Origin of the sequence: Phenylobacterium sp. VNQ135 (assembly GCF_049445735.1) — a bacterium.
Classification (GTDB): domain Bacteria; phylum Pseudomonadota; class Alphaproteobacteria; order Caulobacterales; family Caulobacteraceae; genus Phenylobacterium.
Map to the genome: position 1 here is coordinate 65,555 of NZ_JBMSDS010000006.1, position 25,901 is coordinate 91,455.

General features: G+C 70.6%; 16 protein-coding genes and 2 pseudogenes. 12 read left to right on the plus strand and 6 right to left on the minus strand.

All coding sequences use genetic code 11. The features are described 5' to 3' along the window. Positions 1–46 precede the first annotated feature (46 nt). Both ACO2Q0_RS20725 and ACO2Q0_RS20730 read left to right on the plus strand, forming a co-directional pair. A complete protein-coding gene (locus tag ACO2Q0_RS20725; RefSeq protein ID WP_423353422.1) occupies positions 47–2,056 on the plus strand; it encodes a ParB/RepB/Spo0J family partition protein in 2,010 nt (669 codons plus the stop codon). 275 nt (positions 2,057–2,331) lie between these two features. After that, positions 2,332–6,577, plus strand: a pseudogene (locus tag ACO2Q0_RS20730) (strawberry notch-like NTP hydrolase domain-containing protein). Here ACO2Q0_RS20730 and ACO2Q0_RS20735 read toward each other — a convergent pair. After that, a complete protein-coding gene (locus ACO2Q0_RS20735; RefSeq protein ID WP_423353423.1) occupies positions 6,574–6,876 on the minus strand; it encodes a hypothetical protein in 303 nt (100 codons plus the stop codon). The pseudogene ACO2Q0_RS20730 and the gene ACO2Q0_RS20735 sit on opposite strands and share 4 nt — an antisense overlap. Before the next feature lie 149 nt (positions 6,877–7,025). Here ACO2Q0_RS20735 and ACO2Q0_RS20740 point away from each other — a divergent pair, with 149 nt between their 5' ends. From ACO2Q0_RS20740 to ACO2Q0_RS20765, 6 genes are all read left to right on the plus strand, one after another. Then, positions 7,026–7,385 (plus strand): single-stranded DNA-binding protein, encoded by a 360-nt coding sequence (locus ACO2Q0_RS20740; RefSeq protein ID WP_423353424.1) that lies wholly within the window; start codon positions 7,026–7,028, stop codon positions 7,383–7,385. Between the two features lie 29 nt (positions 7,386–7,414). Then, complete coding sequence (locus ACO2Q0_RS20745; protein WP_423353425.1) at positions 7,415–7,819, plus strand: single-stranded DNA-binding protein; 405 nt, start codon at positions 7,415–7,417, stop codon at positions 7,817–7,819. A gap of 854 nt (positions 7,820–8,673) precedes the next feature. After that, positions 8,674–9,699, plus strand: coding sequence for an IS110 family transposase (locus tag ACO2Q0_RS20750; RefSeq protein WP_012520537.1), 1,026 nt, complete (start codon positions 8,674–8,676; stop codon positions 9,697–9,699). Between the two features lie 475 nt (positions 9,700–10,174). After that, positions 10,175–10,645, plus strand: coding sequence for a GcrA family cell cycle regulator (locus ACO2Q0_RS20755; RefSeq protein WP_423353426.1), 471 nt, complete (start codon positions 10,175–10,177; stop codon positions 10,643–10,645). Between the two features lie 264 nt (positions 10,646–10,909). Then, positions 10,910–11,842, plus strand: a complete 933-nt coding sequence (locus tag ACO2Q0_RS20760; RefSeq protein WP_423353427.1) for a DUF2493 domain-containing protein — start codon at positions 10,910–10,912, stop codon at positions 11,840–11,842. A 245-nt stretch (positions 11,843–12,087) separates the two neighbouring features. Next, positions 12,088–13,386: a type VI secretion protein gene (locus ACO2Q0_RS20765; protein WP_423353428.1), complete on the plus strand. Its 1,299-nt coding sequence runs from the start codon at positions 12,088–12,090 to the stop codon at positions 13,384–13,386. A gap of 83 nt (positions 13,387–13,469) precedes the next feature. On the opposite strand, the pseudogene ACO2Q0_RS20770 reads toward ACO2Q0_RS20765, so the two are convergent. The 4 genes and pseudogenes from ACO2Q0_RS20770 to ACO2Q0_RS20785 form a co-directional block, all read right to left on the minus strand. Next, positions 13,470–13,634, minus strand: a pseudogene (locus ACO2Q0_RS20770) (hypothetical protein); the annotation flags it as partial. Between the two features lie 338 nt (positions 13,635–13,972). Continuing rightward, the gene (locus tag ACO2Q0_RS20775; RefSeq protein WP_423353429.1) at positions 13,973–14,647 is read right to left on the minus strand and encodes a hypothetical protein; all 675 of its coding nucleotides are present in this window, start codon (positions 14,645–14,647) and stop codon (positions 13,973–13,975) included. 141 nt (positions 14,648–14,788) lie between these two features. Next, positions 14,789–16,138, minus strand: coding sequence for a GGDEF domain-containing protein (locus ACO2Q0_RS20780; protein ID WP_423353430.1), 1,350 nt, complete (start codon positions 16,136–16,138; stop codon positions 14,789–14,791). Between the two features lie 203 nt (positions 16,139–16,341). Next, positions 16,342–17,025, minus strand: a complete 684-nt coding sequence (locus tag ACO2Q0_RS20785; RefSeq protein ID WP_423353431.1) for a sugar transferase — start codon at positions 17,023–17,025, stop codon at positions 16,342–16,344. A gap of 219 nt (positions 17,026–17,244) precedes the next feature. Between ACO2Q0_RS20785 and ACO2Q0_RS20790 the strand changes: the two genes are divergently transcribed. After that, positions 17,245–19,401 (plus strand): AGE family epimerase/isomerase, encoded by a 2,157-nt coding sequence (locus ACO2Q0_RS20790; protein WP_423353432.1) that lies wholly within the window; start codon positions 17,245–17,247, stop codon positions 19,399–19,401. Between the two features lie 54 nt (positions 19,402–19,455). On the opposite strand, the gene fba is transcribed toward ACO2Q0_RS20790, so the two are convergent. Then, positions 19,456–20,541, minus strand: coding sequence for a class II fructose-bisphosphate aldolase (gene fba, locus ACO2Q0_RS20795; protein ID WP_423353433.1), 1,086 nt, complete (start codon positions 20,539–20,541; stop codon positions 19,456–19,458). Between the two features lie 183 nt (positions 20,542–20,724). Here fba and ACO2Q0_RS20800 point away from each other — a divergent pair, with 183 nt between their 5' ends. The 3 genes from ACO2Q0_RS20800 (at position 20,725) to ACO2Q0_RS20810 (ending at position 24,839) form a co-directional block, all read left to right on the plus strand. Further along, positions 20,725–21,288, plus strand: coding sequence for a hypothetical protein (locus ACO2Q0_RS20800; RefSeq protein ID WP_423353434.1), 564 nt, complete (start codon positions 20,725–20,727; stop codon positions 21,286–21,288). A gap of 523 nt (positions 21,289–21,811) precedes the next feature. Further along, on the plus strand, positions 21,812–22,834 hold the full coding sequence (locus tag ACO2Q0_RS20805) for a DUF1612 domain-containing protein (RefSeq protein ID WP_423353435.1): 1,023 nt from the start codon (positions 21,812–21,814) through the stop codon (positions 22,832–22,834). Positions 22,835–23,681: 847 nt separating this feature from the next. After that, a complete protein-coding gene (locus tag ACO2Q0_RS20810) occupies positions 23,682–24,839 on the plus strand; it encodes a replication initiation protein (protein ID WP_423353436.1) in 1,158 nt (385 codons plus the stop codon). Positions 24,840–25,901 lie beyond the last annotated feature (1,062 nt).

The following is a 25,901-nucleotide window of genomic DNA, read 5'->3' on the forward strand; positions in this document are numbered from 1 at the left end:
CCCGGCGCGGGGATGGTCCCCGGTCCGCCGGGCGGAGACCCTGCCGATGCCGAAGCCTCGCCTGTCTGCGACTGTAGAGCGGCTGCCTGCCGCCTTCCCGCTTCGCGATCTCGCAATCGCCCCTGAGAACCTCCGCGCCGAAGAGCCGCCCGATGCGGACATCCCGCAGCTCGCCGAGACCATCCTGGCGGCAGGCCTGCTGCAGCCGCTGACCGTACGGCCAGGGCGGCGGCGGGAGAAGCCGGCGATGGTGCTCGACGGGCGCCGGCGCTGGCTCGCCCTGGCGTCGCTGCTGGAGGCCGGTCGGATCGGCGACGACTACGCGGTCAGCGCCTTCGTCGAGACCGATCCCGCCCGCCAGGCGGCCGCCCTCGTGCTGACCAACACCGGCGTGCCCGCCCATATCGCCGACGTGATCACCGCCATCGGCCGCATGCTGAAGGCCAAGCTCACCGTTGGCGCGATCGGCTCGGCGCTCGGCTATACCGAGCTGGACGTGAAGCGCCTGGCCGCCTTGGCCGCGCTTCATCCCAACGCGCTGGCGGCGCTGAAGTGCGGCCGCATCACCCTGCGCCAGGCGCGGCTCCTCGCCCGGCTTCCCGATCGCAAGGAACAGGGGGACCTCGCCCAGGACGCCCTCGACGGTCACGGGCTCGCGGAATGGCGGATCGCGCACCGGCTCGATCAAGGACGGACGACCGTACAGGACCCCCGCTTCCGGCTGATCGGCGCGCAGCGCTACGCCGCCGCCGGCGGCCGGACCGAGGCCGACCTGTTCGGGGAGCGTCCGGACGTGCTGCTCGACGGCGAGGCGCTGGACGCCGCCTGGCTGGCGCGGGCGCAGGCGCTCGCGGCAGAGCTGTCGGCCGACGGCGTGGACGTCCGGATCTCGCCGCAAGCCGAAGAGGTGGACATGGCGCTGGAAGCGTTCGGCTACGCCTATGGCGCCGGCCTCGACGCCGAAGGCCTGGAGGCCTGGCGGTCGGCGCAATCGGCGGCGGGCGAGGCCCAGGCGAGGCTGAGCGACCGCGACCTCGCAGACGCCGCGTGCGACGTCGAGATCCGCGCCTTCCTCACGGCGAAGCTCCGCGCGCTCGTGGCGGGCGAGCCGCCGCGCCCGGTCACACTCGTACAGGTGTTCGCCAGCGTGCGCACCGGCCTCGACCTTTCCGCCTACGGGCCGCCGGCCGTTGCGGCGGACGAAGAGCCTGAACCGGACGAGGCGACTGACGAGATGGCCAGGCCGGCCGGGACGGCGAGCCGGCCGCCGACGGCGCCCCCGCCGACGCCGGTCGCCACGGCGCCGCCGCCGGAGATCGAGGGGGTGAACCACGCGCTGCACGAGGTCCGCACCGACACCGCCACCCGGGCGCTGATCCGCGCCCTGGCCGACGATCCGGGCACGGCGGTCACGGCCCTCGCGGCGCGGCTGTTCAGCGTTCTCGTGCTGCGGCAGGGCCTCGGCAAGGGCTCGGGCGCGCTCGCGCTGCACGCCGAGCCGTACAGCCGCCCGCGGACCTCCCCTATCGCCGTCCTCGACGGGGAGGTGCGCCAGCGCCTCGCCGACCGTCGAGTCGCCTGGGACGCCTCGGGTCTGTCGCCGATCGCCTGGGTCGCGGGGCTGGCGCATGGCGAGCGCATGGCGATGCTGGCCGAGCTCGTCGCCCTCAGTCTCGATCTGCGGGAGGAGCGGACCACCTCCGCTCGCGGCGCCGCCCGCGCCGAGGCCGTGGAGATCGCCGCGCTGTGCGGCGCCGACGTCGCCCTCCACTGGACGCCGGACGAGCCGTTCCTCGCCGCCCACCCGAAGGCCAAGCTGCTGGCGATGCTCGACGACATGGGCGCGCCGGACAGCCGCGCCGGCGGCTGCCGGAAGGACGAACTGGTGGCGCTGGTGGCCGAACGCGCGGCCGAGCGCGGCTGGGCCCCCGCCTTCCTGTCGTGGGCGGCCGAGCCGCCGGCGGAGGCGGACGCGGGGACCGAGGCGATCGAGGCGGCGCCGGGTTCGGATGCGCCGGACGTATCCCTGGACGGGGCGTCGGCGATCGCCGCCTGACCGACCGCCCGACGGCGCCGCCCGTCGCGAACGCCGGGGACCCCCGCGGCTTGGAGCGGCCGCGGCCCCGGGGTGGGCACGTCTAGGAGCGCTCTGCGGCCGGTCCTTCTTCAGGAGCCGCCTCCCACCTGTGCGCCCGTCGGGCTGACGGCGCCCTTCCGCTTGGCCGGCGGGAGGGCGCCGTCGTTCTGGGGAGCGGGAGGCAGGACGGCGTCGGGCAAGCCCGGCGGACCGGAGGGAGGCGCCCGCCGCGCCGGGCCACGGGAGCTCCCCTCATGACCGCCCTGCCCCTGTTCGCCGCCCACGGCCCCGACGATCGTCCCGCGAACCTGCTCGCGGCCGCCCGCGCGCTCGCGCCGCACGTCGCCCGCGGCCGCGCCTTGGATCGCCGCCTCGTGTCGGGCGTGCTCACCACCGCCTTCGGAGCGACCGACGCCGAGGGGGCGTGGGACTGGCGGGACGCCTACGACGCCGTCGAGGCCGCCATGGTCCTGCAGGTCCGGAGGCTCGGCGCGCAGGTGGGCCGGCTCGAGGACGCGCCGGAGGACATCGTCGCCGTGCTGGACGGCGTCGCGTCACTGGGCCTCACCCACACGCGCCGCTCCGAGGAGCAGCTGGCGATGGACCAGTTCTCCACGCCGGCGCCGCTGGCCGGCGTGCTCGCGCTCGCCGCCCAGGTGCGGCCCGGCGACCGCGTGCTCGAGCCGTCGGCGGGCGTGGGGATGGTGGCGGCGGTCGCCGAGGCTTGCGGCGCGGCCGTCCCTCAACGAGCTCTCCGACCGTCGCGCGGGGCTTCTCGATGGGCTGTTCGCGCAAGCCGTGCGGTCGCGGCGCGACGCGGCGCTCCTCCCGGACCTTTTGGCGGACGCGGGCGGCTTCCACGCCGTCCTGATGAACCCGCCGTTCGCCAGCCTCGGCTCACACCTGCTGGCTGGCCTGCGCTGCGCCGCCGACGGCGGGCGGCTGGCCGCCATCCTGCCGGCCGCCGCTCTGTCCGATGCCGGACTGATCTCGCTGCTGCGGCGCGAAGGCCGCATCGTCGGGCGGCTGGCCTTGCCGCCACGGGCTTTCGCCCGCCACGGCACGGGGGTGGAAACCGGCTTGCTGGTGATCGACCGCGGGCGCGACGACGCCGAGGCCGACGTCCCGCCTTGCGAGCCCGCGGGCGACCTGGCGACGGCGGCGCGGTGGGCGGCGGCGCTGCCGCCGCGGCCGACGGCGCAGGCGCGGCCGGCCCGTGCCGCGCCCGCAGGCTTCTCGCCGCGCGTACGGGCTTCGGTCGGCGCGGGACTCCGGTTCCTGGAGGACGCCGCCGCGCTCGACTATGCGGTCGCGCCCTGCTCCGGCGATGGCCGCGACGTCGGCCTCTACCAGGCGTGGCGCGGCCGGCTGGCGTTCGCCGCGGCGCAAACCCACCCCACCCCGCTCGTCGAGGCCGCGGCCATGGCGAGCGTCGCAGCGCCCGCGCCAACCTATCGCCCGCGGCTTCCTGCGGCCTTGGTGGCCGAGGGACGGCTGTCGGACGGGCAACTCGAGACGGTCGTCTACGCCGGCGACGCGCACGCGGCGCGGCTGCCGGGCTGGTGGCAGGCGGGCGACGCGCCGCACGAACTGCGGCTGGCCTCGGAAGGCGCGGACGGGGCCGTGCAGCTGCGGCGGGGCATGTTCCTGGGCGACGGCACGGGCGCCGGCAAGGGTCGGCAGATCGCCGCGGTGATCGCGGACAATATGGCCCAGGGGCGGGTCCGCGCCCTCTGGCTCTCCCGCAACGAGGCGCTGCTGGAGGACGCGCGCCGCGACTGGCGTGCGATCGGCGGGGCGGCGCACGACATCACGCCCCAGGCCCGCTGGAAGCAGGCCGAGGCGATCGGCCTGGAGCGCGGGGTGCTGTTCACCACCTACGCCACCCTGCGGCAGCCGGCGCGGGGCGGCCGCCCCTCGCGCCTGGACCAGATCACCAACTGGCTGGGCCCGGATTTCGACGGCGTCATCGTCTTCGACGAGGCCCATGCGATGGCGAACGCCGCCGGCGGAGTCGCCGGCGGACGTGGGCCGAAGAAGGCCTCCCAGCAGGGGCTTGCCGGCTTGGCGCTGCAGAACCGGCTGCCCGATGCGCGCGTGCTCTACGTCTCAGCCACCGGGGCGACGGAGCCGGCCAACCTCGCCTACGCCGGACGCCTGGGGCTATGGGGCGGTCCCGAGGCGCCCTTCGTGACCCGGGCCGACTTCCTCGAGGCGGCCGACGCGGGCGGCATCGCCTTCATGGAGCTCGTCGCCCGCGAGCTGAAGGCGCTGGGGCTGTACGTCGCCCGCAGCCTCTCCTTCGAGGGCGTCGAGTACGAGCCCCTGGAGCATCCGCTGACGCCGGAGGACGTGGCGCTGTGGGACGCCTGGGCCGACGCCTTCCAGACTATCCACGCCAATCTCGACGCGGCGATCCGCGCGGTGGGGATCTGCGATGAGGAGGGCAAGGTGCGCAGCGGCGCGGCCCTGAGCGCACTGCGCTCCGCCTTCGAGAGCGCCAAGCTGCGCTTCTTCGGCCACCTGCTGGCCGGGCTGAAGGCGCCGACGCTGATCGCCGCCATCCGCCGGGACCTCGCCGAAGGCCGCTCGGCGGTCGTGCAAATCGTCTCGACGAACGAGGCGGTCGCCGCGCGTCGGCTGGCGGAGATCCCCGCCGAGGAGTGGAACAACCTCGCGGTCGACCTGACGCCCAAGGAATACGTCCTCGACTATCTGAAGGGCGCCTTCCCCACCGCCCTAATGCAGGCGGTCGAGGGCGAGGACGGCGAGACCGTGCTGGTTCCCGCGCTCGAAGACGGCCGTCCCGTGCACAGCCAGGCGGCCTTGCGGCTGCGCGACGAGACGATCGCCGGGCTGGCCGCCCTGCCCGCCGTGCCGGGCGTGCTCGACGCCGTGCTGGAGGCGCTCGGCACGGGCGCCGTGGCCGAGATCACGGGTCGGTCCCGGCGGATCGTGGCGCGGGAGGGGCGACGGGTCGTCGAGCGCCGCGGCCCGTCGTCGGCCAAGGCCGAGACCGACGCCTTCATGGACGGGCGCAAGCGGGTCCTGATCTTCTCCGACGCCGGCGGCACCGGCCGCAGCTATCATGCCGCCCTCGACGCGGTGAACCGCAAGCGCCGCGTGCATTATCTGGTGGAGCCGGGCTGGCGGGCCGACGCCGCCATCCAGGGCCTGGGGCGCACACACCGCACCCACCAGGCCTGCGCGCCCCTGTTTCGGCCGGTGACCACCGACATCCACGGGGAGAAGCGCTTCCTCTCGACCATCGCGCGGCGCCTCGACTCGCTCGGCGCCCTGACGCGGGGCGAGCGGCGGGTCGCCGGCGCCGGCCTCTTCCGCGCCGACGACAATCTCGAGAGCCCCTGGGCCCGCCGCGCGCTGCTGGTGCTCTACGGCGCGCTGGCGCGCGGCGAGCTGACCAGCATGACCTTGGCGGCCTTCGAGGCGAAGACCGGTCTGAAGCTGCTGGACGCCGAGGGGCTGCTGAAGGGCTCCGACGAACTGCCGCCGATCACCACCTTCCTCAACCGGCTGCTGGCGCTGCGCATCGCCGACCAGAACGCCCTCTTCGCCGACTTCGGCAAGATCCTGGCGGGGCTGCTTGAGCGAGCGGCGTCGGCGGGCGAGCTGGACCACGGCGTCGAGGACATCGTCGCCGACGAACTCCAGGTGCTCTCCGAGGAAACGGTGCGGACAGACCCGGCGACGGGCGGCGAGACCCGGCTCCTGGCGTTCTCGCTGCGCACGCCGCGTCGCTTCCTCGGCGCGGACGAGGCTCTGGCAAGGGCCGAGGCGCTCGGTCCGGCCGCGATGCTGGCGGTCAACGGCCGCTCGGGCCGGGCGGCCTTGGTCGAATTCGGCCTGACCGTCACCGGGGACGACGACCGCCTGCTGCCGGCGGTTCGGCTCCTGCGGCCGGAGGATCGGAGCCTGACGCCGCAGAAGGCCTTCGAGGAGTCCGCCTGGACGGCCGCCGACCCCGAGACCTGGCGCGCCGCTTGGCAGGCCGAGATCGACGCCGCCGATCCCTGGCGGCAGCGGGAGATCGTCCTGGCGACCGGGTTGCTTCTGCCGGTGTGGGCCCGCCTGCCGGTGCGCAGCGCCCAGGTCCGGCGCGTGAAGGCGCCCGATGGCCGCCGGTGGCTCGGCCGTGTGCTGGACCCGTCCCAGGTGGCCGCCCTCAAGGCGGCGCTGGGCGTCTCCAGCCTGGCCGAGGCCTGGTCCGACGGGGCGCTGGTCCTGCGCGAGACGCTGGAACGTGGGGTGCAGTTGGGCCTCTCGGGCGGGCTCTGGCTGCGCCGCGCCCGCGTGATGGACCGTCGCCGGCTCGAGGTGGTCGGCGGCGCGCCCGAGCGGGCGGCGCTGACGGCGCTCGGCTGCTTCACCGAGATCATCGCCTACGCGCCGCGGGTCTTCGCGCCGGTGGACCGGCCCGACATCGTCGAAGCTGTGTTGCGCCGGCACCCGGTCGTGCAGGCGCTCGAGCCGGGCGCCTAGGCGTCGGCCGCGCCGGGCGCCGCGGCGTCGATGTCGGCCTGTTCAGCGTCGCGCGCCGTCCTCCCGACGTTGAGCCGGATGTAGACCGCAGCGCCCGGCGCGCCCTGCAGCGCGGCGGCGGCGGCGTCGCGGGCCTGCGCAAGGCTGTCGACGGCGGCGCACAGGAGCAGCTCGGGGCCGGCCTTCCGCGGCCGCAGGACCAGGATGTTGCCGGCCGTCGCCGGCAAGGCGTCGAGGTCGGTGCGCCGGAACCGGTAGCGCGCGCCCGAGGCGCCGGGGACATCCAGGATCTCGCTCATGCGGAGGGGGATAGCGGCGGGCGCGGCGCCTCGCCAGCCGACAATGCGCGGCCGTCCGTCACGGCGGAGGGAGCAGGATGGGAGGGCTTCGAGGGGCGAAGCTGGGCCGGGAGGCGGTCTCGCGGCGGCTTCGGACCAAGGAGACTGACATGCAGAACGTGATGTTCATGGGCCGGCTGGCGGCCGATCCGCAAGTCACGGAGGACTTCGGCAAGGCGGTGTTCCGGCTGCTGGAGAACCGCGGGCGGGACGCCGCCGGCGTCGAGCGCGTGGTGGGCGTGAACTGCGTCAGCTGGGCCAAGGGCCTGAACGAGAAGGTCGTCGCGCCGGGGCTCGCCTCCGGCTGCGAGGTGCTGGTGGTCGGCGCGTTCGTGGACGCCCTCTACGAGGCCCGCGACGGGGGCCGCCGCGCCGCCAAGGAGCTGGTCGTACGGCGGCTCACCGTCCTCGACTGGGCGCGTGACCGCGAGGGCTCGGCCGAGGCGTCGCAAACCGAGATGGCGGCGTAAGGCCGCGGTTCAGATCCAGGAGAACTCCCATGCAAAGCGTCACCGTCGAAGGCTATCTGGCCGCCGATCCGTCGATCCTCACCGCCCAGGGCTCAGGCAAGAAGCGGGCGAGCTTCCGCCTGCTGGAGACAGCCCGCTTCCGGCGCGGCGATGGTCAGCCGGGCGAGCGGACCACCGGCTTCAACTGCGTCTGCTTCAACGAGGCCGCCGCCGAGGGCTACATCGCACCGTTCGCCCGCAAGGGCTCACGCGTGGTGGTGACCGGTCACGTCGAGAACGACACCTGGACCGGCCAGGACGGGCTTGTGCATTACGACCTGCGGCTGGTTGTGGAACAGCTGCGGATCAAGTCCCGGCGCGAGCCGGCAGAACCCGCCGAGGAGGCCGAACGGGCGGAGACGGAGCAGGACCTCGACGACGAGATCCCCTTCTGACACGGCGTTCGCATCGAACGGCATGGCCGGTCCTTTGGGGACCGGCCATGGTCCTGTGTCGGGACCGCGCCTTGGCGGTGACGAAGCCTTCCCGCTGGGGCGGCCCGGCCGCGAGCGGCGAGCCCCAGCTCGACATGAGCGAAGCCGCGCCGGCGCCGCCGGCGCGAGCGAGGATCGTCCGACGGGCGCCGCCGTGGGGGCCGGCTTGCGACATCATCGCCGGGTCGCGAGCCGGGAGCCACGGCAGACCGGCCGCTGCGAGATCGTTCCAGCCAGCAAGTCCGCCAGCGTTCAACCACAGGCCTGAAGGCCAGGGCCGCCCGGCCGCTGGAGGCATAGCCCCTCCGAGGCGCGCCATTGGGCTGCGCTCCACCGCGCTAGGGCCTGTCGACGGCGGCGCTTGGAAGCAATTCGTATAGGGCGAGCGCGCGGCGGCTGCGCTAAGCCCGATGGGTCGGGGGATCGAAAGGATCTCCCATGATCAAACATCCCGAGCCGCGCAGCTTCACCCCGGACCCTGTGGGCCCCGCCTCCGGCGCCCGGAGGACCGCGGTCGCGGAGGACGCGCGGCTGCGCGACCGCTGCCATGATCGAGGCCTCAGCACCGAGGCCGATCCGCTGGGGGCGCGTGGGTCACGGGCCTCTCCTGGCCCCGCGGCCTTCAAGCGCAGGAAGGGGCGTGCCCCGGCCTAGGGGCCGGGGCGAGCTCTACGCGCCGCGCGCCGCGGCGCCCGGAGCCCCTGACGGGTCTCCGCCCTGCGGGTGACATGGGGTAACAGCGGCTCGGGCTGGGCAGGTTGATCCTGCGCCGTAGTTCGGTGTCCGCTCCGCCTTTTCACCTCGGGGGAGCCCTCATGACGAGCTACGTGGGTCTGGACGTCTCGCTGGCCGAGACGAGCGTCTGCATTCTGGAAGCGGACGGCGCAGTGCGCTTTGAGGGGCGGGTGAAGAGCACGCCGGAGGCGCTGGTCCGCTGCCTCGCCGAGCGGGCGCATGACGCCCAGCGGATCGGCCTGGAGACGGGCCAGACGGCGGGCATGCTGGTGCGCGGGCTTCGCGCCGCCGGCTTGCCGGTGATCTGCATGGAGACGCGCCACGCGCACAAGGTGCTGTCCGCACGCACCCACAAGACCGACCGTAATGACGCCCGCGGACTCGCGGAGCTGATGCGCGTGGGCTGGTACCGCGAGGCCTGGGTGCGCGGCGCTTCGGCCACCTACATCCGCAGCCTGCTGCAGGCGCGCAAGATGCTGATGCAGACCAAGCGCACGCTCGAGAACACCCTTCGCGGCGCAGTGAAGCGGTTCGGGGTGATCACCACCAAGACGGCCGGGCGGGGCTTCGCCCAGCGCGCCTCTTCGGCGATGGCGCAGGATCCCGCTTACGCCGCCTACGCCCGTCCGATGCTGGAGGTGCTCGCGGGCGTCGTGGCGCAGATCCGCACCTACGACCGGCAGCTGCGCGTCATCGCCCGTGAGCATGCGGTGAGCCGCCGGCTGATGACGGTGCCGGGCGTGGGTCACCTGACGGCGCTGGCGTTCCTGTCGACCATCGAGGATCCGACCCGCTTCAAGCGCTCGGCGGACGTCGGCCCGTACCTGGGGCTGACGCCGAAGATCTACCAGTCGGGCGAGGTCGACCGATCGGGCCGGATCACCAAGACAGGTGACTCCATGACCCGCAGCTACCTGGTGGAGGCCGCCAACGTGCTGTTGGTGAAGATCGACCGGCCCGTGCCGCTGCGGCTGTGGGGGCTGCGGATCATGGAGCGCGCGGGCCTGAAGAAGGCGCAGGTGGCGGTGGCGCGGAAGCTGGCGGTCCTGATGCACGCCATGTGGTCGGACGGAACGGAGTTCGAGTGGGCTCAGGCTGGCGCCTGAGCCCACTTCGTCGCAGCTCCCTCGGGAGGCGTCCTTGCCGGGACGCATGCGGAGGCCGACCTCGCAGCGATCGTCGCAGGCCTTGGGACTCGCGCGGCAGTGACATTGAGGCGGCTTCAGCAACGGAAGCTCATGTTGAGGCGGCATGTCCGACCTCGGAACGAACCTTGTGCCCGGCAGCGGTGATGACCTGAGGATCAGCTGGAGAGGCTGAGGAGGCCTCGATCGCAGCACAGGCTGGGCGTGCCCGCGCGGGAGGCGCGGTCGGGCTCGGCATGCCGGCGCTGGCGCGCCGTCACCAAGTCGCCTGCGGCGTCTCGGCCGTACCGGTTTGATCCCTCACGCGGAGTGGAGGAAGCATGGGGTACGAAGCCCCTTGACGGCGGTGGCCGCTGTTAACGAACGATCCCTCACGCGGAGGCGGAGGGAGGGCCGGCGCCGGGCGAGCCGATCGGGCTCGTTCGGAGTTACGCCCATGTCCACCGCCAGCCCTTGGACCAAGGATCGGGTCGACACCCTGACCCGGCTTTGGCGGGACGGCCTCAGCGCCGCCCAGATCGCCGCGGCGCTGAGCGGCGTCACGCGCAATGCGGTCATCGGCAAGATCCATCGCCTTGGCCTCAGCGGTCGCGCCAAGCCCGCCGTACCGGGCCTCCGCCGCCCAAAGGTTCGCGCGGCGCCGGCGAAGCTGCGTCGCAGGGCTGCGCCCGCCTGCCGTGGAGCCCAGGGGCCTGTCCTCGAGAGTCCTGGGTTAGCCTCAGTCGCGAGCGTCACCGCCCATGCCTGCCGCTGGCCCATCGGGGATCCGAAGGCGGAGGACTTCACGCTCTGCGGCGCCCGCGCGACGCGGGGCCCGTACTGCGGCCCGCACGCCGCTATCGCCTACCGCCCGCTCAAGCGAAAGCCGCCGCGGGATCACCTGCTGAAGCTGGACGGTCTGGCATGATGTCAAGAGCCAGGTGGAGCGGCGCGTCAGCACCCGGCGCGCGATGCACGCCGGACGGCGCGCCCGCCTGGCCGGCGGGCGCAACACCCCACACAACGCCCTCCAATCCTATCACGTCACCCCGGCGGTCAACGGCCTGACGGCCGTTCCCCTCCGCTCCGCCTGCGGCTCCGCTCCGGTGACCGCCCGGGACCCGACGTGGGCGGGGAGAGGGTCGTTGCGCATGGGCGCAAGCGACGGCTTTAGCTCAATGGAGACATCGCCATGACCTTCTCCCTTCATGCCTTCTCATCTTCCGACACGACCTTCGACGTCCAGGCCGCGGCGCTGGAAGATCCCCGGCCGCATCCCACGGAAGCGGCCCTCGTCCAGCTTGGTCACGCCCTGGCGACGGAGCTTCTCGACCTCATCGCCGACACGGCCTTGGAGGACGTGCAGACGATCCTTTGCGAGAGCCTCATCGGCGCCTTCCACTCGGCCGCGGGACGGATCGAGCGCGAGGCGGACCGGGCTCGCGACCGGATGCGCGCGCTGGAGCGCGACTTCGACGGCTCGGAAATGGCCGACACCGAGTTGCAGGAGGCCACGCGGGCGACGCGCTCGGCGGACGTGGCCCAGGCCGCGGCCGAACTGATCCGCGACGCCGCGGCGGACGCCTACACGGTGCAGACCGGCCAGGTCTGGACGGCCTGGCGGGGCAGCCGGCGCGGCACGCGGCTTACCGCTGCGGAGCTCGAGGCCAAGCAGGTCGTCCGGGCGGCGGAGAAGCGCCGAGCCGCCGCGGGCGAGGTCAGCGGTCCGATCGTGGCCTTCCGGGCCGCGCCTTCCGCGGACGGCGCCGAGGACGCGCGGCGGATCTTCGATGCTCTCAACTGGGCCAAGGCTCAGTGGCCCGACATGGCGCTCGCCACGACCGGCGCCCGGGGCGCGGAGCGGCTGGCGATCCGCTGGGCGCAGCAGAAGCATGTGACGCTGGTGCTGGCCCGCGCCGACTTCGACCGGCACGGCAAGTCCGCGCCGTTCCGGGCCAATGACGAGCTGCTGGCGCTGGAGCCGACCTGCTGCCTAACCCTGGCGCAGTCGCTGGACGCGGATCGTCCCGGACGTACGCAACCGTTCGGGCCTGCACTGAACCTGGCCCAGCTCGCGCAAGCCCGCGGCGTGCGGCACTTGGCGATCCAAGCCAAGGCGGCATAGCCTCGGCTTTCTCTCGTCTGTTCACTCGCCCGCTCGGCTCCGGCCGGGCGGGCTTCTTCCTTTGGCCGCTCCGTGGCGAGACTCAGCTACACGGCAAGCGGATCATCCAGGCTTATCTGTTGACGGCTGTTGATCATGCTTGTCGATGTTTGACGGTGACTTGAGAATTTGGGTTTAGGGCAAGATAAAAGAGGTGTTTTCCTGGGCGCTTTGTCTTAGCTTCTCAGGAGCTTAGACGCGGGCGCATGATCGTGAGCGACGTGTCACAACGCGCCGCGCCGTTCGGCTGTGGAGGCGGTCCGATGTTGGTTCGCGAGGCCCTGGAGCTCAGTGAAGGCGCCCGCGCGCCCGCCGCTCGACACGCGGGATCGGTGCGCCTCCCAACTCAGCTCAAGAACGATCGCCTCCCTGTCCGCAGTTTAATGGTGCAGGGATTAGCGGCGTCCCGGCTTTTCGCGATCGGCGATCGGGCGGGCATCCTGAGGAGCGCCCAGCGCCGTTCAGGCCGCGCGTTCCGCATGGACGTCCGTCAGCGGGTCGTCGTGAAGGCTCTGGTCTCGAAGCACGCCGGCAAAGGCGCGGCCAGGGCGGCGGCCCTGCTGGCCCACGTCCACTATCTCGGTCGCACCGGCGCAGGGGCTGAAGGCGCGGCCGCCGAGTTCTTCAACCGCACGCAGAGCGGCATCGACGCCGCCGGCGCTGCCGGCGCCTGGGCAGCCGACCGGCACCATTTCCGGTTCATCATCTCGCCCGAACATGGCGACAGGATCCACGACCTTGCGGGCTACACGCGGGAAGTCATGGCCCGTGTCGCGGCCGATCTCGGCCAGGCGGCCCTCGAGTGGGTCGGGACCTGTCACTTCGACACGGATCAGCCGCATGCTCACGTGCTGATCCGGGGCCGCAAGGCGAACGGCAAGGACCTGGTGATCCCGCGCGACTACGTCGGGTACGGGTTCAGGGCCCGGGCGCAGGAAGTGGCGCAGGAACTGCTCGGGGATCTCTCGCGTACCGAGGCGGAGCGTCGGATCTGGCGAGAGACGCAAGCGAACCGCTTCACTGGGTTCGATCGGCGTCTGCTGTCGGCCGCCGACGACGATCGCCTGGTCGACGACGGCGTTGGGGCCGGGGAAGCGTGGGCGGCCTTAACGCGCGGGCGACTGCGACATCTCGAGGCCCTAGGCCTCGCCCGACGCGTCGGCAGGAAATACCGCCTGGGCGAGGAGATCGAGACGAGACTCCGAGCCCTCCAGTTGCGTCAGGACGTGATCCGCACCCTGCATCAACGACGCCTGGAGACAGGCGCCGAACTAAGAGAGCTGCGGTCGGGCGCTGTGCGAGGCCGGATTGTGCAACGCGGCCAGCACGACGAGATCGGCGGGGTCACTTGGCTCGTCATCCGCGACCGTTCGGGCTTGGAGCACTATGCCCGCCTGGCGTTGGGGCAGACGGCGCCTGACCTCGGCCGATCCGTGACGCTCGCCGCCGACCAACGGGGGGCGCGCCTGCTCACGAGCGGCAAGGGCCTTGATAGGGGGCTGTGACAAGGCGCGCCTACGATGAGACCTATGGCGGCGTTCAGTTCCGCCTCGCTCCCATCGAGGTGGCCGGTGAGCAGTCTGACCCAGACCAAGCTGGCGACAAGCTCGGCGATGAGCATAGGACCGACGCCGGGATCGGCGCGCCCGCAGGCCGGCGCCTTCCGCACGATCTGGGCGATCTGATCCCTGCGGGAGGTGGCGTAGGCCGTGAGCGCGCGCTGTGTCGCCGCCTCGGATTGTCGCGCTGGAATTTGTTGGTATCAGGCACCTGGAGTACGAACAATTCGGTCGGCTGCAGACGAACAACCCTGATCCGACACGACACGGGAAACACGATGTTTCTGCCACTTTTCAGCGGGTTACGTCGAAACCGAGCAACACGCTGAAACAGGCTGAAAACCGTTGCTGGTGGGCCCGCAAGGACTCGCGCCGGTTCAGCCGCCCCGAGCGCAGGCGTCGCGCGCCGCTGGGCGCGCGAAATGGTCGAGCAGGGGCGCGTGGCGGGCGAGCCCGAAAACCCGTGTACGCCCAAGATCGTCAGCCACCGGAGCGGCCATCGGATCGCCGCCGCGCGAAGCGGATTGCCAGCTCATCCGGGGGCGAAAGCCTCGGCGACGAAATCCAGGATCGCGCGACGCACCTCAGCGTACGGCAGCGTTCGGGTGACCGGACCGTCGACATCGGCGCTCAGGGTGACGCTTTCTGCGCCATCCCGGGCCACGGTCAGGCTGCGCGCACGCTCGCCCACGGGGTCGAGCCGCAGGATGATTAGCCGGTAGATCCGCGCCTCTGCCGCTTCCGAGACATCCAGGTCAGCGCGGTGACCGCGCGCGGCGACGGCGGCCTCCACCTGCCGCAGCATCGGCTCAAGCTCGCGCTCCCCAAAGGCGCGGAACGCCTCCTCCGTCGTCGCGTCGAACCCGGCCTCGCCGGCGGTCTGACGAGGGGGGTTCGAGATCAACCGATCGAGGGCGGCGTTGAGATCCTCGTCGTGGTCGATCGGCGTCGGCGAGATAACGGCGGCGGGGCGCGCCGCCGGTTCAAGCTCGCTGGTTCCCAGCCCGATGCGGGCCGGCGCGTCGCTTGCGGCGCGCTCCGTGCGAGGCTCTACGGTGGCGAACGTCTCCGGCTCAACCGCCGCCGCAACGGGCGATGAAGTGGCTTGGGCCTGTTCGCGGCTCGGGCGCAGCACGAAGCGGACGATGATGGCGGTGATGGCGATGAAGGCGGCGATGCCGAGCAACTCCCGAAGCGTGTCGCTCATCGACGCTGTACTCCCCACGACCGCGCTCCAATCCGCTCGGACCGCAGCGTCATCCCTAAGGCTGCAACCCTGTGTCGTGCAAGCGACGAACGAAGCACGGTGTTTGGCGACAGCCGGTATGTGAAATCCTTGAGCTGAGGCTTATCCGCCGCTCGCCGCGCCTCCGGCGAACACCACCCGATCGCGTCCGCTGCGCTTGGCCATGTAGAGCGCGACATCCGCCTGGGCGAGCAAGGCGTCAAGCTGCACGTCGCCGTCGGCCCGTGTGGCGCCGCCAACGCTGACGCGCATCGTGAGCGCCAGCTTGTCCACGGCCACGGGCGTTGCGGAGATAGCCTGCCGGAGCCGCTCGGCGATCGCCGAGCCTTCAACGTGATCGGTGTGAGGCAGCAGGACGGCAAATTCCTCGCCGCCGAGCCGCCCCAGCAGGTCGTCTTCCCGCAAGGCGGCGCGGCAGCGATCAGCAGCGACACGCAGCACCTGGTCGCCGGTTGGATGCCCATAGGTGTCATTGACGAGCTTGAAATGATCCAGGTCGATCATCAGCAGGGTCAGCGGTTGGGCGGCGGCGCGACAAGCTTGAGCTGCGGCCCTCGCCTCAGCCATGAAGCCGCGACGATTGGCCAGGCCAGTGAGGGGGTCGGACGCGGCGAGGTTGGCCAACTCGGCCTCGCGCCGGCGCGACTGGGTCACATCCCGGAGCAGCCAGATGCGGCCGCGACCGCTCTCGCCGCGCATGGGCTGCACATCGATGCTAATGTGCTGTTCGCCGCGTTCGATGACAAAACTTGCATTTCGCATCGTGTCGTTGGTTATCTCGGCGAGCGCCTTACAGGCCGCTGCGGCGTCAACAGCGGACTCGCACAGACGCTTCAAGCCCGCCTCGATGAGTCCCGCGTCGACCCGCCCCGATGGCGCCCCGAGGAGGCGTCCCGCGGTGACATTGACCAGCGCCGGCTCGTCTCGACCCCGGAAGATGATCACGCCGGTGGCAATGCTCTGGAAGACCTCAATGAACTGCCCTTGCAGTTCTTGCTCGCGGCGGCGTTCAGCGGCCGCCTTGACCGCGACCGCCGCGGCGGTGGCGAGGCCGTCTAGGCTGCGCTCCAGATGCTGCCGCATGGCGCGATCGAGTGCGCCGGCGCCTGCCGCAGCCCACAAGACGGCCAAGCCCACCTGTGACCCATCCTTTCGCGCCTGGGCGCGGAGCAGCATGGCAGAAGGCGAAGCTTCCAGATCTGCTGTCCAGGCTGCAGGCGCGGCCAACGTCTCGGGCGAGACAAGCTTGGAGCTCGCAAGCGCGGCCCGGAAGCCGGCGTCCAGCTCCGTCGTCGTCGCGCCAAGCTCCGGCGCTGCGCAAACGCTGGTCGCCGTCTGAAGGCCGGGGTCAGTGACGAAGACGACAATCCGGTCCGCGCCCAGGAGCGCTTGAAGGGCTCCGGTCCAGGCGCGGAGCGACAGGTCCGTGCTCAGCGGCTCGGGCGGACTCACGCCCTGCCTCCCAGCCTGCAACCATGCTCACACCCTCGCCGCCTTGCGCGGAGCTGCATCCGGGGAGAGGGGAAGTGGAGCCGCACGATTGAGCTTCCGAGTTTGGCCGCCTGTTGCGGAGCTTGGAAGCTTCGGACGCGCAGTCACGCGGCGTCAAGATGTTCGATCACCGATCGATCAGCGGCAGAGAGCCGCGCTGACGATCAGGCTGAGCCGCGCGCGAACAGAACCGCCGGGATAGTGCCGAAGAAGATGCGAGCCTTCAGACCGAACGTGCGGCGACGAACATAGAGGTAATCGGCGGCGACGCGTCGACGGTAGGTGGTGGAACTGCGGCCGGAGATTTGCCATAGCCCGGTCAGGCCCGGCCGAACCGAGGCGTAGTAGACGAAGTACCGCCCGTACCTCGAGACCTCCGCAGCCACGATCGGTCGCGGGCCAATGAGCGCCATCTCGCCGCGGATCACGTTCACCAGCTGCGGCAGTTCATCGAGGCTCAGCTTCCGCAGGACGCGCCCAAGCAGGGTGATGCGCGGATCGTTGCGCAGCTTGTGATCGCGTTCCCACTCGGCGCGCGCCGCAGGATCTGAGTCCAGCAGCCGCTTGAGCCGCGCGTCGGAGTCGAGCACCATGGAACGAAACTTGAGGCAGTCGAAGGGACGCCCCCCCTGCCCGATCCGACGCTGGCGGTAGATCGGCGGGCCGCCGTCCTGCAGCCAGACGGCCAGCAAGACCGCCAGCAGCACCGGGGCGGCGGCAAGCAGAATGGCGCAGGACAGCACGATGTCGGCCACACGCTGCGCCGACATCTGCCATTCCGGACGACGCGTCACAGCGGCGAACGCGTCGTCGCCCTGCCATGCGCCCGCGATCTGCGCCTGATACATCCCCGAGCCCCATGCCGTAGGTTCACGTCACAGCGGTCTTAATCGGGCCAGCGGACGCGGGCGAGTCGCAAATTGCCGCGCGGCGTGAATTTTCTGTTGCAGTGCACAAGAACTGATCGCGCGGCGCCTCAGGCGAGGTATTGAGCGGCGACGGCGGTCTCGACCACTTCCGCCCAGGGCGAAGACGATCTAGTGGCGTGATCGGTTAGGGGGCGTAGAATGTCGTTATATCCGGTTATCCTCTGCGGCGGCTCGGGCACGCGCCTGTGGCCGACGTCGCGACCGCAGACGCCGAAGCAGTTTGCGCCTCTTGTGCAGGCGCGCTCCACATTCCAGGACACCGTGCTGCGGGTGGCCGACCTCCCCGACCTCGCCCAGGTCGTCGTCGTGGCAGGGACGACGCACATCGAGCTCATCGCCGAACAGTTGGCGCAACTTGGCGTCGAGGCCCAGCTCCTGCTCGAGCCGGCCGGGCGCGACTCGGCAGCGGCCATGGCGGCGGCGGCGGCCTGGATCGCCGGGCGCGACGCTGGCGGCGTGGCGATCTTCCTTGCGGCCGACCATCATCTGCCGGATCACGCCGCCTTCGCCCAGGCCATCTCGACAGGGGCCGACGCCGCCAAGGCCGGCCAGATCGTCGCCCTGGGCGTCCAGCCCACCGCGCCTTCCACGGCCTATGGCTACATCAAGCCTGGCGAAGGCCTGGGGCCTGTGCGGCCCATCGCCCGGTTCGTCGAGAAGCCCGACGCCGCCACAGCCGAGGACTATATCCGCGACGGCTACCTGTGGAACGCCGGCAACTTCATGGTCCGCGCCGATGTGCTGCTGACGGAGCTGGAGACGTTCGCGCCGGAGGTGGGCGCCGCGGCACAGGCGGCGGTCACGAGTAGCGCGCAGAACGGCTCGGCGCTGAAGCTCGGCGAAGCCTTCCTGGAGGCGCCGCGCATCTCGATCGACTACGCGGTGATGGAGAAGACCGACCGCGCTGCAGTCCTGCCCGTCGCCTTCGAATGGTCCGACCTCGGCGCCTGGGACGCGGTCCGCGACGCCTCGCCGCAAGATGGGGACGGCAACGCGAGCCAAGGCCCCGTCACGCTGGTTGCGACCCGGGGGGTGATCGCCCGCACCCGCCCTGGACAGCCGCTCGCCCTGGTCGGCGTCGAGGATCTTGCGGTCATTGTCGAGGCGGATGGCGTCCTCGTCGCGCGCCTGGACGCCGCTCAGCAGGTCAAGGCCGCCGCCGAGCGGATCCTCACGGAGCCGCCGGCGCCCGCGTTCGAAGACCTCGCGACCGCCGCCTCAGCGTTCGACGACTGGCTGTCCGGCGTCGCCCTGCCCGTCTGGGGCGGCGCGGGCGTCGAAGCCCGCCATGGCGGCTTCCACGAGACCCTGGAGCGTGGCGGCGTCGCGCCGGCCGTGCCGCGCCGCGCCCGGGTGCAATGCCGCCAGGCCTTTGTCTTCGCCCGCGCCGCCGCCGCGGGTCGGCCGGGGCCCTGGGCGGCGACCGCGTCGCGCGGCTGGGCCTTCTTCAACGCGGCCTATCGGAGGGCTGACAGCCTCTACCGGACCCGCGTTGACAGCGCGGGAGCGCCCCTCGATGACGACGCTTGGATCTATGACCAGGCCTTCGCGCTCCTCGCGCTCTCAGCGCTCGACGCCCCGGCGAACGAACAGACGCCGTTCGATCCACGGGCGACGGCGCTTGCCCTGCTGCAAGCCCTGGACGCGCGGCGTCTGCCGCAAGGCGGTTACCTGGAAGCGGGTCCCCACGCCTACTCGTCGAATCCCCACATGCACCTGCTAGAAGCCAGCCTCGCCTGGCTGGATCGCGGCGAGAGCGCATTCCGGCCGACGGCGGAGGCGATCGTCGCCTTGGCGCAAGAGCGCTTCGTGGAGGCCGGGGTCGGCCTGCGGGAGTTTTTCGACGCCGACTGGCGGCCGGCTGCCGGCGAGGCGGGCGCCTGGCTCGAACCCGGGCATCAGTTCGAATGGGCTTGGCTGCTTGTACAGTGGAGCCGGATTTCCGGCGATCAGGCGGCGGCCGCGCTGGCGCGCGAGCTGTTCGAGATCGGCCTCAAGGGCGTGGATCCCCAACGTGGCGTGGCGATCAATGCGCTCTGGCCCAATCACACTCCGCGAGAGGAAGCTGCGCGGCTGTGGCCGCAGACGGAATACCTCAAGGCGGCCGTCGCGTTGCAGGAGCCGGAACACGCCTTGCGCGCCGCCAATGGTCTGTGGCGATATCTGCGGCCGGATGCGCCGGGGCTTTGGCGCGACCGCATGGATGGCCTTGGCCGGCTCGACACGGCGCCTGCGCCGGCGAGCTCGCTCTACCACATCTATATGGCTGTCGAGGCGCTAGGCGAGTTCGGGTGACCCTCGCAGGATCGGGGGCGAGGCGCAGCCCGCCCGCGTCCTGCCCGCCCTCGCCTACTCGGCGGCGAAGGCCGTGATGCCGATCTTCGGCGCCAGCTCGCCGGCGGCGTAGCGCTTGGCCATGGCGGACAGCGGGATCGGCTTGATCTTGCCGGCGTGGCCGGCGGTGCCGAACTCCTCGAAGCGCTGGATGCAGACCTTCCGCATCGCCTCCTTGGCGGGCTTCAGGTAGCCGCGCGGGTCGAACTCGCCCGGCTTCTCGGCGAACACCTGGCGGATGGCCGCGGTGATGGCCATGCGGTTGTCGGTGTCGATGTTGATCTTGCGCACGCCGTGCTTGATGCCGCGCTGGATCTCTTCCACCGGCACGCCCCAGGTCTGGGGCATCTCGCCGCCGTACTTGTTGATCAGGTCCTGCAGGTCCTGCGGCACCGACGAGGAGCCGTGCATCACCAGGTGGGTGTTCGGCAGGCGGCGGTGGATCTCCTCGATCACGTGCATGGCCAGAACGTCGCCGTCCGGCTTGCGCGTGAACTTGTAGGCGCCGTGGCTGGTGCCCATGGCGATGGCGAGCGCGTCGACCTCGGTGGCCTTCACGAACTCGACCGCCTGGTCCGGATCGGTCAGCAGCTGGTCGTGGCCCAGCTTGCCCTCGAAGCCGTGGCCGTCCTCCTTCTCGCCCATGCCGGTCTCCAGGCTGCCCAGCACGCCCAGTTCGCCCTCAACCGAGGCGCCGACCCAGTGGGCCATGTTCACCACATTGCGAGTGACCTCGACGTTGTAGTCGTAGTCCGCCGGCGTCTTGCCGTCGGCCTTCAGCGAGCCGTCCATCATCACCGAGGTGAAGCCGTACTGGATCGCGGTGGCGCAGGTGGCTTCGTTGTTGCCGTGGTCCTGGTGCATGCAGATCGGGATGTGCGGATACATCTCCGCCATCGCGTCGATCAGGTGCTTCAGCACGATGTCGTTCGCGTAGGACCGGGCGCCGCGCGAGGCCTGCATGATCACCGGCGAGTCGGTGGCCTCCGCGGCCTCCATGATCGCCAGCGCCTGTTCCATGTTGTTGATGTTGAACGCCGGCACGCCGTAGCCGTGCTCGGCGGCGTGATCCAGCAGCTGTCGGAGCGTGATCCGAGCCATCGCATATCCCCCTGCCTTAGAATGCGGCGGACCTTAAGCGCTGACCGGCAAAGCTCAAGCGCGTCGGCGCGTCCGCGGCGATCCGCCTCGTCCGTGCGCGGTCGGACGGCGCCTGCGCCTTGATCCCCATCAAAGCCGACCGTTCGCGACCACCCTATCGGACGGCCAAGCCCGGGATCATCGATGTCACCCCATTCCATCGCCGAACTGATCGGCATCGCTGTTTTCGTCCTTTTCGCGGCTATCGCTGCCTGGCTATGGGATCAGCCCTGGCGACGCGGCCTTCGGCACCCGGTGCAGGACCGGTTTGCAGATCGCGCCGAAGCGATGCTGTCGGATGTCTTCGCCGACGCGCAAGCCGGCGGTAGCCCGGAGCGCGACGACGGCGACAACCTGATCTTCCGCGCGCAAGCCGAGCGCGACCTCGCGCCGCGCCTTGAATCGCTGGTTACGAGGCTCTCCGCCCACGGCGTGCAGGCCACATTCCGGCGCGAGCAGACCGATGACGCGCAGCAACCGATCTACCTTCTGGAGATCAAACCGCCGAACCGCGCGGCCGCCTTCCCGGCAAGCCTGAGCTTTCGGCCAGGCCACGAGCGCGATCTTCTCATCGTCTATGGCGGCGACATCTCAGGCCCGTCCGATCACAACGGCCACGATGCGCAGGTCGGCTGGCGCGAGATCGACTGGCGCGATGTCGAGCCGGTGCTTCTCCGTTTCACCGCGCGGGTGGTCAGGGCGGGCTGAGCTCCGCGTCATCCAGCTCAGGCGGAAGCAGGTCCGAGGCGGCGTCGGGCGGGGCAGCATCAGCGCGCGTCGGCGCGATAGGGGCCAGTTCAGGGAGGGCCGTCGCCGGCGCCGCGCCTGGACGTGGCGGCGCCGGAAGAGCGCCAATGTTTGGCGCGGCGGCGACACTCGCGCTCGCTGGCTCGCAGATCCCCGAGTCCAAGGACGTGCGGCCACTCGCCAGTCCCGCGTAACATTGCTCTTCCTGGTAGGCTCCCCGCCAGGCAAAGGCCAAGCTTACAAGCAGGATGATCAGCGGACCAAGCCAGATGAGCCGGGACTCACGACGCAGCGTGACGCGGGGCTGTTGTGCGCCGCTCGTCCGCCGCGCAGCCGACGGCGGCGACGGTGTTCTGGCCGGACCCTGCGACGCCATAGGATTGGCCTGTGCTCTGGAAGGCTCTGCCTTGGAGGACGCATCGCCGCGCGTCAAGCGCCGCTGCGGGCCTGGCGGAGACAAAGGCTTCCTGTTTATTCCTGCGCCATGAACGATCGCGACCGGGGGCTGCCCGACTATGTGATCGCGCTGGCCAAGGCGGAGGACGCCGTCAGTCGCCTGGACGAGCTCGCCGCGACGCCGTTGGGGCGGGGAGCCTTGGAACGGCTAGCATTCCAGGAGGCGGCAGCGTGGTCGTGGAATGCGGGCGCCCTTGTCCACCTCGAAGATCTGGTGCTGCACGAACACGGCCTCGATGTCCGAACGCCAGACACGGCTTTGACGCGAGCTCATGGCGTCCTGCGGTTCTGGCGAGAAGCGCAGGGCCGCCCACACCGAGACGTGCTGACGGTCACGACTCTTGCGAAGCTGCTTGGCGATCGGAGGGTCACGAGGGGCGCCGCAGCCGAGCTTCGGCCGCCGCCTCGACGTGGTCTCGCCTCCGACGGTCCGTCGCAGAGCGATCCGCTGATCGCGCTCATGCTCGACGCTGAAAGCGTCACCACGGAGGATGATGGCGAGGCGCTGGCGGCGTGGTTCGCGCTCGAGGAGCGGGCGCCTCGCGCGTGGCCCGCCCTCCTGCGCGCGGCGATCCTGCGCGAAGCTTGGCAGACCATCGATCCGCTGCCGCGGCGCGGGTTCGTCGGGAATGTCCTCATCGACGCGGTGCTCCGACGCGAGCGGCGAATACGTCGCCACGCGCTCCTGGTGGAGATCGGTCAGCGGGAGCTCGTCGCCAGCGGGTTTCGGCGCAGTGGATTGAGGGACCGCGCTGCGCGTCTGACCTGGCAGCTTGAGGCGATGGCCGCTGGCGCAGAAGCCGGCCGACGCGAATATGAGCGCCTCTCGCTTGCCCGCGACATCGCGCTCCAACGGGCCAAGGGCCGCCGAAGCGACTCACGTCTCCCGGCCCTGATCGATCTGCTGTGCAGCCGACCAATTGTCACCGCCGCCATGGCCGCACAGCGTCTTGGGATCACCGAGTCGGCGGCCCGCAGCTTGATCGGCACCTTAGGGTCCAGCGTTGTGGAAGTCACCGGCCGGCGACGCTTCCGCGCGTGGCGGCTGTGACGTGACGCTATATCATCGGCGCCGTGGAGCCGAAGTCCTCGGACGTCGACGGCGCCGCATGCTCAACACAAGCCCGGCAAAGCTGCGCATGGGTAGGAAAGACTTAGGCTGGCTATATCTGCGTAACTGCCAGCACGTCGCTGTTTCTCCTTTGGAATTTTCGGCTCCGACTGATGCACGATCGGCCGGCGTTTGGAGCTCGAGAGAGGGCGCAGCGTCTTGTGAAACTGTCCCACGGGTTGCTCAAACGCCCGCGGACATCCGCGCACCGGCAAGGCAGCGTCCCGCGCTTAATCGCCGTGCGTCGCCCCTGACTCGCAACGAGAAGGTGGTTCGAGTTCACTGCGTGACAATCCGGCGCGAAGCGGCCCTTGCCCCCGACCGCCGCGTAGGGCCGACCCACCTGGCCCACGCGCGTGAAGCCGGCTCAGCGCGGGCGCGGGATGGCGAGCAGACCGTCGATTGAGTGGCGGTAGGGCGCCGACGCGAGAACTTCCGCGCGGCCCCGCTCACGGTCAACTGCCGGCCGCGACGTTGAGGAGCGTCCTTGCAGATCAATCTTCGAAAACGCCGCTGCGAAGGCAGCGGGTTGATTCAGAGATTCTCGGATTCGGATTCCTGCGGGCATTGTTGTGGTCGTTCAGCGGGTTAGTCTTTCCGACCTGACCGGATGGGGGACGCCGCCTGACCGGATGGGGGGTGAATCCTGACCAGCCGGGGGATCACACCTGACTTCAGGGGGGTATCCTGACCGGGTGGGGGCGGCGGAGCTCGGCCGCATCTATCCTGACTTGATTTCTAGATGATGGTCAGGAAAGCTCCAGCGCAGAACGCCCCGAGATTCTCGATGAATGACATCGTCAATGACGTTCAGGAAGCCTCGGCCGGGGAAGAGATGCCTGGCCGGGCCATGCGTGTGGCCGAAGCGCTGCGTCGGCGCGAGACCAATGAGTTCGTCAAGCCGGGCAATCTCGTCGAAGTTCGCTTCGTTAAGGGCCAGTCCCTCAGCCTTACGGCCTCACGGTTGCTGGCGTTGATGATCCTCGCCGCTGGGGGCGACGCCTGGCGGCCGATCGCGCACAAGATGCGAAAGTCGGATATCCGCCGGGGTCACAAGGGGAACGAGCGCATCGCTGACATGCTGGAGGAGTTGCACCGGACCCTCTTCGCCATCGACGACTTGTCTTGGCGGGGCAAGAAGGCGACGAAGCGTTTCCCGCTCATCCAGTCGTCGCGGGAGGAGGTGGAAGAAGATGGCGGCGAGCGCGGCTGGATCGAATGGGAGTTCACACCAGACGCCCGTCGCCTGATCCGAGAATCCGAGACCTATGCGGTGCTGAACCGCCAGGCCGTACTGGGATTTCGCTCAACATACGCCCTAAGGCTCTACGAGATGGGCGCGCTGCGGATCCACCGGCGGCAGTCGACTTGGCGCGGCGACATGATGGCGCTCCGCGCCGCCTTCGGCATTGCTCCCGAACTGTATAAGGATTTCGCCCAGCTGCGGCGAAAGGTGTTGGAGCGGGCAAAGGCCGAAATCGATCAGCTGGCGCACTTCACAGTCGATTGGCGAGAAGTGCGCCGCGGCCGTGCCGTTGTCGAGATTGAGTTCCACTTCCAACCGAAGGGCGCCCCTGAGCAGCTCGCCACCGTCGCGGAGAACGAGCGGCACTCGACGGGCCGGAAGGCGCGCCGGGAGGACACCATTGAGGTTGTCATCGCGGAGGTCCCAACCCCCCGACGGCCGTCGCCCGGGCTCTCGGCGCCGGTCGTCACGCCCCCTCCTCTCCCCGCCCTCGAAGGTTTTCCGGAGGGCTCGATCCGCTGGACGAAGGCGTTTGCACAAGTGGCGCAGGCCCACGGCGGCGGTTGGGACATCGACCTGATTGCCGGGGCCTATCGGGAGCAGATGGGCGATCGGCTGGCGCGGCTCACTGGCGCCAAGCTCATGAAGTCCTGGACGGGCTTCTGTCAGGCCTTCGCAGCGCGTCGCGGCCGCCCCTAGGCGGAAATTGCACGGGTGCAATCGGTGTGGCGCGTGCTGCGGGCCTGCCCTTGGCCACGCTCTATTCGCGCACGGCCAGTCGTTGCACGCCCTGCCATTCGTCTCGGGCAGGCAAGCTTCGGATGTCGGCGCACCGGGCGAAGGCGTTTGCATGAATGCGGACCAGTCGGGCTTGACCTGACCGCGGACGGCCATTGGCGGCAGGCCTATGGGGGCTGAAGGGCGGAACACTCTTGAAGTCCGGAGCCCTTTCGCGGCCTCGTAAGCCGTCACGGCCGCATCATTGCACCGGTGCAATCCGCTTCGCACCGCACGACCGGGCTTTCGGTCGCGAAACAGCCTTGCGCACGTAAGTCGCCAGCCGCGCGCAGCAGTTCTCGTTTTCCAACGCCGTCACACAAGCGCCGTCGGCGAGGGGTCCAGGCCCGGGAGACCGCCGTGTCGTGCATGTTTGAGGCCCCGCCGCCGCCACCTTCCCTGGAGCCGTGCATAGGCGTACGTCGCGGGATGCGTACGGCGGCCGCTTGCACGATGCCCTGGAGCTTGTTTGGTCGCTCAAGGCCATCAGCGTGTTTGCGAGCTGCTCTAGTGCTCCGGGGTGTGCGCGGCCGTCCGTGGCCGATATTCTCAGCCAGCACCCATCGCGGCGGCGCTCTTCGCTGCCGGCCCCTCCCGGGGTGGCCCGGCCGCGAGCCGGCGGAGACATACATGTCCGTGTGTGCGGCCGGGCTGAAGCTTGGCGCCGCGCACGGTTGCACCGGTGCAATTTGGATGGTGGTTCGACTCGCGCCGTCCTAACGAAGCGTTCCGCCGCTGCCCGATTAGCCGCGGTGTGGCGCTCGGTGGGGAGTGGCGTAACGGCGGAGGCATTGGGGCGCGTTCGCCCCCTTCAAGGCCCCCACCCGGTCAGGGTGGGCTGAAGGGCGGATCGGTCAAGGACCTCGAACGGCGTGAGCTGCGCTCCCGCTTAGCGTCGACGCCCCCAACGGGTCAGGACCACCCCTCGTCAGGGGCGCAGAATCAGCTTTTCCTTGCCGTCCAACGTTAACAGCCGATTCACCA

Bases quoted from the DNA above. Each gene is read 5' to 3' on its own strand.
- ACO2Q0_RS20760 (WP_423353427.1), top strand. From the start codon at position 10,910: ATGACCTTCTCCCTTCATGCCTTCTCATCTTCCGACACGACCTTCGAC.
- ACO2Q0_RS20755 (WP_423353426.1), top strand. From the start codon at position 10,175: ATGTCCACCGCCAGCCCTTGGACCAAGGATCGGGTCGACACCCTGACC.
- ACO2Q0_RS20790 (WP_423353432.1), top strand. From the start codon at position 17,245: ATGTCGTTATATCCGGTTATCCTCTGCGGCGGCTCGGGCACGCGCCTG.
- ACO2Q0_RS20745 (WP_423353425.1), top strand. From the start codon at position 7,415: ATGCAAAGCGTCACCGTCGAAGGCTATCTGGCCGCCGATCCGTCGATC.
- ACO2Q0_RS20740 (WP_423353424.1), top strand. From the start codon at position 7,026: ATGCAGAACGTGATGTTCATGGGCCGGCTGGCGGCCGATCCGCAAGTC.
- ACO2Q0_RS20805 (WP_423353435.1), top strand. From the start codon at position 21,812: ATGAACGATCGCGACCGGGGGCTGCCCGACTATGTGATCGCGCTGGCC.
- ACO2Q0_RS20750 (WP_012520537.1), top strand. From the start codon at position 8,674: ATGACGAGCTACGTGGGTCTGGACGTCTCGCTGGCCGAGACGAGCGTC.
- ACO2Q0_RS20735 (WP_423353423.1), bottom strand. From the start codon at position 6,876: ATGAGCGAGATCCTGGATGTCCCCGGCGCCTCGGGCGCGCGCTACCGG.
- ACO2Q0_RS20810 (WP_423353436.1), top strand. From the start codon at position 23,682: ATGAATGACATCGTCAATGACGTTCAGGAAGCCTCGGCCGGGGAAGAG.
- ACO2Q0_RS20765 (WP_423353428.1), top strand. From the start codon at position 12,088: ATGATCGTGAGCGACGTGTCACAACGCGCCGCGCCGTTCGGCTGTGGA.
- ACO2Q0_RS20785 (WP_423353431.1), bottom strand. From the start codon at position 17,025: ATGTATCAGGCGCAGATCGCGGGCGCATGGCAGGGCGACGACGCGTTC.
- ACO2Q0_RS20775 (WP_423353429.1), bottom strand. From the start codon at position 14,647: ATGAGCGACACGCTTCGGGAGTTGCTCGGCATCGCCGCCTTCATCGCC.
- ACO2Q0_RS20800 (WP_423353434.1), top strand. From the start codon at position 20,725: ATGTCACCCCATTCCATCGCCGAACTGATCGGCATCGCTGTTTTCGTC.
- fba (WP_423353433.1), bottom strand. From the start codon at position 20,541: ATGGCTCGGATCACGCTCCGACAGCTGCTGGATCACGCCGCCGAGCAC.
- ACO2Q0_RS20725 (WP_423353422.1), top strand. From the start codon at position 47: ATGCCGAAGCCTCGCCTGTCTGCGACTGTAGAGCGGCTGCCTGCCGCC.